General features: G+C 51.2%; 4 protein-coding genes and 1 pseudogene. 3 read left to right on the forward strand and 2 right to left on the reverse strand.

The window, feature by feature from the left end; translation table 11 throughout:
• Window positions 1-508 precede the first annotated feature (508 nt).
• Window positions 509-2,863 (forward strand): clamp-binding protein CrfC, encoded by a 2,355-nt coding sequence (gene crfC / locus ACSZO4_RS23790; protein WP_437891547.1) that lies wholly within the window; start codon window positions 509-511, stop codon window positions 2,861-2,863.
• Complete coding sequence (locus tag ACSZO4_RS23795) at window positions 2,860-3,741, forward strand: diguanylate cyclase regulator RdcB family protein (RefSeq protein WP_437891548.1); 882 nt, start codon at window positions 2,860-2,862, stop codon at window positions 3,739-3,741. Before crfC ends, ACSZO4_RS23795 begins: the two co-directional genes overlap by 4 nt.
• 91 nt (window positions 3,742-3,832) lie before the next feature.
• Here ACSZO4_RS23795 and kdgT read toward each other — a convergent pair whose 3' ends face one another.
• On the reverse strand, window positions 3,833-4,831 hold the full coding sequence (gene kdgT / locus ACSZO4_RS23800; protein WP_437891549.1) for a 2-keto-3-deoxygluconate transporter: 999 nt from the start codon (window positions 4,829-4,831) through the stop codon (window positions 3,833-3,835).
• Window positions 4,832-5,510: 679 nt separating this feature from the next.
• On the opposite strand from kdgT, the gene proP reads away from it, so the two are divergent.
• A complete protein-coding gene (gene proP / locus ACSZO4_RS23805; RefSeq protein WP_437891550.1) occupies window positions 5,511-7,013 on the forward strand; it encodes a glycine betaine/L-proline transporter ProP in 1,503 nt (500 codons plus the stop codon).
• Between the two features lie 45 nt (window positions 7,014-7,058).
• Here proP and ACSZO4_RS23810 read toward each other — a convergent pair.
• Window positions 7,059-7,334, reverse strand: a pseudogene (locus tag ACSZO4_RS23810) (nickel transporter); the annotation flags it as partial.
• Between the last annotated feature and the right edge of the window lie 68 nt (window positions 7,335-7,402).

Genomic DNA, 7,402 nt, shown 5'->3' on the forward strand with positions numbered 1-7,402 from the left:
GGGCATCGTGAAAAATCTATGGCAAAGAAAGCCTTATGTTCTCATAACTGACGATTAAATCGCACCTTCCTTAGGTGATGCTAACCCTATTCAAACCAGGGGAATCGCTTATGTATGATATTTAGAATATTTTTGGGTTGAAATTGCCAGGCTTTACCAATTCAGATATGGTGGATGAAGTATCCGGTGATAATAACCAACATGCTGTCATCCTTGCTTAGCCTTCAATCGAAGGTAGCTAATTACCTCGCAAATTGGGGGGGTAAATAAATGACGATATATTCTGGTAGTTCCTGAAAATGAGCTACGCTCTGTATCGCCCAGGTCTTTATTGACCAGGGGGGTGTACGCTTTCAGTTTCATGAGAAACATTTAATTTCCTGATAATCATCAGGAGCTTATCTTTTATAAGATATTTTCCACACGTAATTATAAAAGCCGAAACTTCACAAATAAAACATTGCGGCTTAATAAAAGTAAGAAATTTGCGTTAAGGAAAGACTTTTATATGCACACACAGACAGTTTTCGAATTAAGCCAGGAAGCTGAGCGGCTTTTACAGCTTTCGTTGCATAACTTGCAGACCCTCAATACCTTGCCGCTGGCGACGCTCGATGAAGCGGCTTCAGGCAAGAAAGCAGAGAGCGCAAATGTACTCCCCCTGCATTTCAGTGCCCGTGGCATCGAGACACAGCAGGCCACCCTGCACAATGAACTGCGTAAAATCACTCGTCTGGAAATGGTGCTGGCGATTGTCGGTACAATGAAAGCAGGTAAGTCGACCACCATTAATGCCATTGTTGGCACGGAAGTATTGCCCAACCGCAACAGGCCGATGACGGCATTACCAACGTTGATCCGCCACACTCCAGGCCAAAAGGAACCCGTTTTACATTTTGCCCATGTCGGTCCCATTGATGCTTTAACCCAACAGCTGCAAACCCGCTTGTTTAATTTTGATCGTGAAAAATTAGCGCAAAGGCTGGAAATCGACAAAGACATGAGCATGCTGCTGGAGCGTATTACCCAGGGCGATGCATTTGATAAACATTATTTGGGCGCCCAGCCCATCTTTCATTGTTTAAAAAGTCTTAATGATCTTGTGCGGTTATCGAAAGCACTTGACGTTGATTTTCCTTTTTCCGCATATGCATCGGTGGAGAATATCCCGGTAATTGAAGTGGAATTTGTTCACCTCGCGGGATTAGAAAATGATGTCGGGCAACTTACCCTGCTCGATACTCCCGGGCCGAATGAAGCCGGTCAGCCACATTTGCAAAAAATGCTTAATGAACAGCTTGCCCGCGCTTCTGCGGTGCTGGCGGTGATGGACTACACCCAACTTAAATCGATTTCTGATGAGGAAGTTCGTCGCGCTGTCTCTGCGGTCGGGCGCTCAGTGCCGCTGTATGCGCTGGTCAATAAGTTCGATCAGAAAGATCGTAACAGTGATGATGAAGAGCAGGTCAGGGCGCTTATCTCCGGCACCTTAATGAAGGGGCATATTAATCCGACGCAGATTTTCCCGGTTTCTTCTATGTGGGGCTATCTGGCTAACCGTGCCCGACATGAGCTGAAGCATCAGGGGAAATTGCCGGATCCGGAGGATCAGCGTTGGGTGCAGGACTTTGCCGAAGCAGCGCTCGGACGACGCTGGCGCAACGCCGATCTCGATGATGTTGAGCATATTCACCACGCGGCCGAACTGTTGTGGGAAGATTCGTTGTTTGAGCAGCCCATCCGTAAGTTGCTGCACGCAGCCCACGCCAACGCCTCGCTATACGCGCTGCGTTCCGCGTCGCATAAATTGCTTAACTACGCGCAAAGCGCCCGTGAGTATCTCGATTTTCGTTACCAGGGGCTGACGGTGGCCTTTGATAACCTCGAGCATAATATTGAACGGCTTGAAGAGGACATGGCGCTGCTACAAACCTGCCAGATGAGCGTCAGCGATGAAATTGATCATGAAGTCGATGAAGCGCTGACGGCAGCCAATCTCTTTATACATAATCAACAGACCGACATCATTGCCGCAATCGACGGCTGGTTCCGTGATGGCAATCTGACGAATATTTTCAATGAAAGCCAGGAGAGCATACGTCTTGATGCTGAGTTTTCCGCAGGGCAACTGGTGCTGGAAGATGAAGGGCAGGCACAAAACGTACTCAGCAAAATGCGCTCATCCTGTGAATCTATTCTGTTAGCTGCGCAGGAAAAAATCAGCCGTGAGCTGGCGTTACGTTTTGACCAACTGGAAAACACGCTTACCCGTTCCCTGAACGATGCGATGCGCCCGATTGAGCTTGGAATTAAGGAAGAGCTTAACCATGCGGGGTTCCGCGCGCGCATCAGTTTCCCGGCTTTCCAGTCCAGCGCGCTAAACTTCAATACGCGTCAGCTTTTCAGCAATGCGATTGCGTCGGAGGATACGCCTGCCGGTCAGGCTCCGCGAACCGGAAGCGTGCGTGAAACGGTATCGCGCTGGCTCAATAATCCGAGCTGGGGCTGGGATGATTATGTGGTGACGCGCACCCGTTACGTTATCGATGTGGCCTCCCTGCACCAGAAGCTAACGCAGCATGTTGCTCATTTTTGTGAACAAATTCGTAAAGCTTTAGCGGCGCAGGTCGATGTTTCTGTTACGGCAGGAATGGCAACATTCTTTGCTGAGTTCTCGTTATGTCTCGCGGGGCTACAGGAAAGTTTGCGTGACAGTCTGGTGATACGTCAACAAAACGAATCTTCAGTGCAGGCGTTGCAGCAGCATTTGCGACACTGCATTAAGACGGCCCACTGGATTGAGGAAGATGCACGTTTGTTACGCGACGATATACAAACCTTATTCGCGGCAGATCAACCATGAAAAATCGACTACTGGAAGGGCCTGGGCGTACGCTGGAATGTATTCATCCCAAGTTCATCGTGGATTTAGTGCAAGGCGTCGATGCGCCTCGCCAGAGCACGGTTGTGCCCCAACAGCAGTTGTTTCGTGAGCGGTTAACCCAGGAAGTAATGGCGCAAACCCAATTGCGCCCCTGGGCGATGTCGGGGGTGTTGAATGAGAATGACACCCTGCGTTTAGGTCTGGCGGAAAAGCTGGCCAGCATGCTTGATCCTGGCCATCTGGCGCTGACGCGCATCACCCAGCGTTTAACGGCCTTACAGATGTCAGAACGTCGGCCAGTGAACGGCGCCACCGGCAATTCTCAACAGCAGTATGAAGAGATGATTGAGCACTTTAGCCAACGTGCCGGATGGAAAGAAAAAGCCCTGACCCAACGTGGACTGACGGTGCAGGCCGGGCATCATAGCGAGCAGATTTTTACCCGCTGGCGTGCCGGTAACTACGGTGGCTGGTCAATGGCGGGTCGTTGCTATGTGGCGCTTGAAGAGCTGCGTTGGGGCGCTTTTGGCGATGCCTGCCGACTGGCAAGCAGTGAAGTGGCATCGATGCTGAAGGATAATTTGCGCACCATGGCAGCCGATTTTCTGGCTCAGGGGATTAATGCTTCCTCCGGCACCCGACATTTTTATCATCAATGGTTGACCACGCCTGCCACTCCGGGATTGATGGATTACAAAGATCTGCTGGGATGGCTGGGAGACTGGTGCGACGCTGAGCGTCACCCTATCTGCTGGTCGGTCACCCAGAGCTGGCAAACGGTCGCGCTGGGGATGCCGCGACTGTGTTCAGCAACCCGGCTGGCAACGGCGATGGTTGATGAGGTATTCGGCGAGTAACAAGATGTGCCCTGCAATTAACCAATGCTAATGGTCAATTGCAGGATACAGCTGTACGTGAAACCCCTGCCAGGTGGCAGGGGTTTTTGTTTTAGTGACCCAGCGATTCGGCGGGTTTCTCCTCAGCTTTATCTGCCGCCGGGACATTGCCAAACCGTTTGGCATACAGCGCGGTGATGATTGGCACCAGGATCGCGGTGACAATCACGCTCGCTGCCACCAGCGCCGTTGCGGTTGCGGCAACGGGCTCGAATGCCGGGTTAATCTGGGCGATGATCACCGGGTTTGCCACCGCAGCGCCTGCTGCCGAGGAGGCTGCGACCCCCGCAGTGCCGTTGCCGCCGCCAATCACTCTGTCAGCAATAATCAACGGAATACCGGTGATGATGATGACCGCCACGCCCAGGAAGATGCCCAGTAAACCGGTATCTGCAATCACGCCCAGGTTAATGGTGTTACCCAGTGCGAAACCGAAGAAAGGGATCAGAACCGGAGTGGCTTTGCTAAAGAAAGCGCGCAGGTCATGGTCGAGGTTGCCCAGGGCGAAACCAATCAGGAAGGGCAGTACCGCACCGATAAAGTGGTGAGGTTCAAAGGAGGCCAGACCCGCAGAGCCCAGAATCACCATGGTCATCAATGGGCCGGATTCCAGTGACATCAGGACGAATGCACCTGATTCCTCTTTCGTCCCATACTGGTTCATCAGGCTGGCATACAGGCCGCCGTTGGTCATATCCATTGCCGAGACGATAGCCAGCACGGAAATGCCCGCGAAGAAGCCAGTCTGCACGCCACCTTCAGGGATAAAGGAAGCTGCAATCATGGCCACCAGCCAGGCGACGGCGATTTTGGTCACAACCAGGGTGCCGGATTTGCGTAATACGGTACCGGTGGCGCGTAAATCAATGGATGCGCCAATACAGAAGAACCAAACCGCCAGAATTGGAACCGTACCGCCGATCATGCCTTTGGTAAATGAACCAAAATAAGCGCCGGTATTTGGCGCCAGGGTATTTAATACTGCCCCGAGCAGCAGTGGTATCAACATCATCCCGCCAGGGATGCGTTCAATGGTGGCTTTGATCTTCATTATAAAACCTCACTTCTCATCATGTGGAATGAACGAGAGAAATCAAAAGTTAACTTGCATATATTCAATAAGTTAAACCACTAAGGTCTTTGTTGATGACGATAAATCCCGCTGCATTTAATGCCACTAAGGGCCTGAGTGGTGGTGTTTCTGGGCGTATGATGCGATCTTTGGAATATTGATTCAATTAAAATAAAACGATGTTTTAGTTATCCTCATCACATATTTCGTGTAAAGATTTCTAAAGGCTCCGGTTATTAAAAACGCTGTGAAGGAATTGTGAAAAATAGTCGAAAACACCGCTAGCGAAGTAATAATCACCGTCGTTATTTGCTGGCGATTCTTGCTATGAACAAAGACGGTTTTATATTTCGGAAACAGAATTCCCTATTAATAAAACCCGGTTGCGGGAAAACGACATTGCCGTTATGGAAAGGGTGTGGAGAGTTACACGGTAATATTGTGTGAAGTTGATCACAATTATAAACCCTGTTAGGGTTAAAAGGCGTCATTCATGCCCTGCCAGGCGTCAACAGGTTCGGTTGTACAGGCTGTAACCAGCTCGTGGAAGTAAACCTGCTACGCTTGAATAATGACGTTGCACGATATGTGCTGACTACACCTGATGTTGTTGTGGTTTTATTTCAGGTGGGTTCGGGCGAAAGTCAAAGAGGAAACTATGTTAAAAAGGAAAAGAATTAAACCCATTACTTTGCGGGATGTAACCATTATTGATGACGGTAAATTGCGGAAGGCAATCACCGCCGCATCGCTGGGAAATGCGATGGAATGGTTTGATTTTGGGGTCTACGGCTTTGTGGCTTACGCACTCGGTAAGGTCTTTTTCCCCGATGCGGATCCCAGCGTACAGATGATTGCGGCGCTAGGAACATTCTCGGTTCCGTTCCTTATTCGTCCGCTGGGGGGATTATTCTTTGGCATGCTCGGAGATAAATACGGGCGGCAGAAAATCCTCGCTATCACCATTATTATCATGTCTGTCAGTACCTTCTGTATCGGCCTTATTCCGTCATATGCCTCGATAGGTATTTGGGCGCCGATCCTGCTGCTGATCTGTAAAATGGCGCAAGGCTTCTCGGTCGGAGGAGAATATACCGGGGCGTCTATTTTTGTGGCCGAATATTCACCGGACAGGCGTCGTGGCTTTATGGGAAGCTGGCTGGATTTCGGCTCAATTGCCGGGTTCGTGCTGGGGGCGGGGGTTGTGGTATTGCTCTCCACCCTGGTCGGTGAGGAGAACTTCCTTGCGTGGGGCTGGCGTATTCCCTTCTTTATTGCGTTGCCGCTTGGGCTGATTGGTCTTTATCTGCGCCACGCGCTGGAAGAGACTCCGGCGTTCCAGCAGCACGTCGATAAGCTTGAGCAGGGCGATCGCCAGGGGTTACAGGAAGGGCCGAAAGTCTCCTTTAAAGAGATTGCCACGCAGCACTGGCGCAGTCTTTTGACCTGTGTCGGCCTGGTGATTGCGACCAACGTGACCTATTACATGCTCCTGACCTACATGCCGAGCTACCTTTCGCACAACCTGCATTACTCTGAAGATCACGGCGTGCTGATTATCATCGCCATTATGATTGGGATGCTGTTTGTGCAGCCGGTAATGGGGCTTCTGAGTGACCGCTTTGGTCGCCGTCCGTTCGTCCTGTTGGGCAGTGTGGCGCTTTTTGTGCTGGCTATTCCGGCATTTATGCTGATTAACAGTGACGTTATCGGGCTGATTTTCGCCGGGTTGCTGATGCTGGCAGTGATACTGAACTGCTTTACCGGGGTGATGGCATCAACGCTTCCGGCGATGTTCCCCACGCATATTCGCTACAGCGCGCTGGCCAGCGCTTTTAATATCTCGGTTCTGGTTGCGGGTCTGACCCCGACGCTGGCCGCCTGGCTGGTGGAAAGCACCTCTGACCTGATGATGCCGGCTTATTATCTGATGGTTATTGCGGTCATTGGCCTGATGACGGGTATCACCATGAAAGAGACCGCCAACAAGCCATTAAAAGGGGCAACGCCTGCGGCGTCCGATATTCAGGAAGCCAAAGAGATCCTGCGCGAGCATCACGACAATATTGAGCAGAAAATCGAGGATATCGATAAAGAGATCGCCGACCTGCAGGATAAACGCTCACGTCTGGTGCAACAGCATCCGAAGATTGAGGAGTAAAAAGCGGTATTTTGCCCGGTAGCGTTTTACCGGGCAGGCCTTCGGTCAGCAGCCAGCGGCAATATAGTCGCCGTTAGCGCTGACCGGGATCACGGTTAAAAACAGCACCACCGCGAAGAGAATCAACGCCAGCCCACCGGCAATTTTGCAGGCCGGAACCAGCCACTGCCACTGCCCCGACGGCTGACCGAAGAAACTGAGGGTACGATTACGGGCGTAACGCACGGCCAGTGAAAGCCCCATAATGGACAGTGCGGTGCCGAGCGACATGGTCATCACCGCCGCCATTCCCCAGCTCACAATGCCGATGGCGTTAGGGAAGGTGCGATTTAATCGTCAGTTATGAGAACATAAGGCTTTCTTTGCCATAGATTTTTCACGATGCCCGC

This window comes from Phytobacter sp. V91 (assembly GCF_965644225.1).
Taxonomy (GTDB): Bacteria; Pseudomonadota; Gammaproteobacteria; order Enterobacterales; family Enterobacteriaceae; genus CBFFRJ01.

What these genes read in the sequence shown, in the direction of transcription:
- kdgT (WP_437891549.1), bottom strand. Translation starts at nt 4,831, where the DNA reads ATGAAGATCAAAGCCACCATTGAACGCATCCCTGGCGGGATGATGTTG.
- ACSZO4_RS23795 (WP_437891548.1), top strand. Translation starts at nt 2,860, where the DNA reads ATGAAAAATCGACTACTGGAAGGGCCTGGGCGTACGCTGGAATGTATT.
- crfC (WP_437891547.1), top strand. Translation starts at nt 509, where the DNA reads ATGCACACACAGACAGTTTTCGAATTAAGCCAGGAAGCTGAGCGGCTT.
- proP (WP_437891550.1), top strand. Translation starts at nt 5,511, where the DNA reads ATGTTAAAAAGGAAAAGAATTAAACCCATTACTTTGCGGGATGTAACC.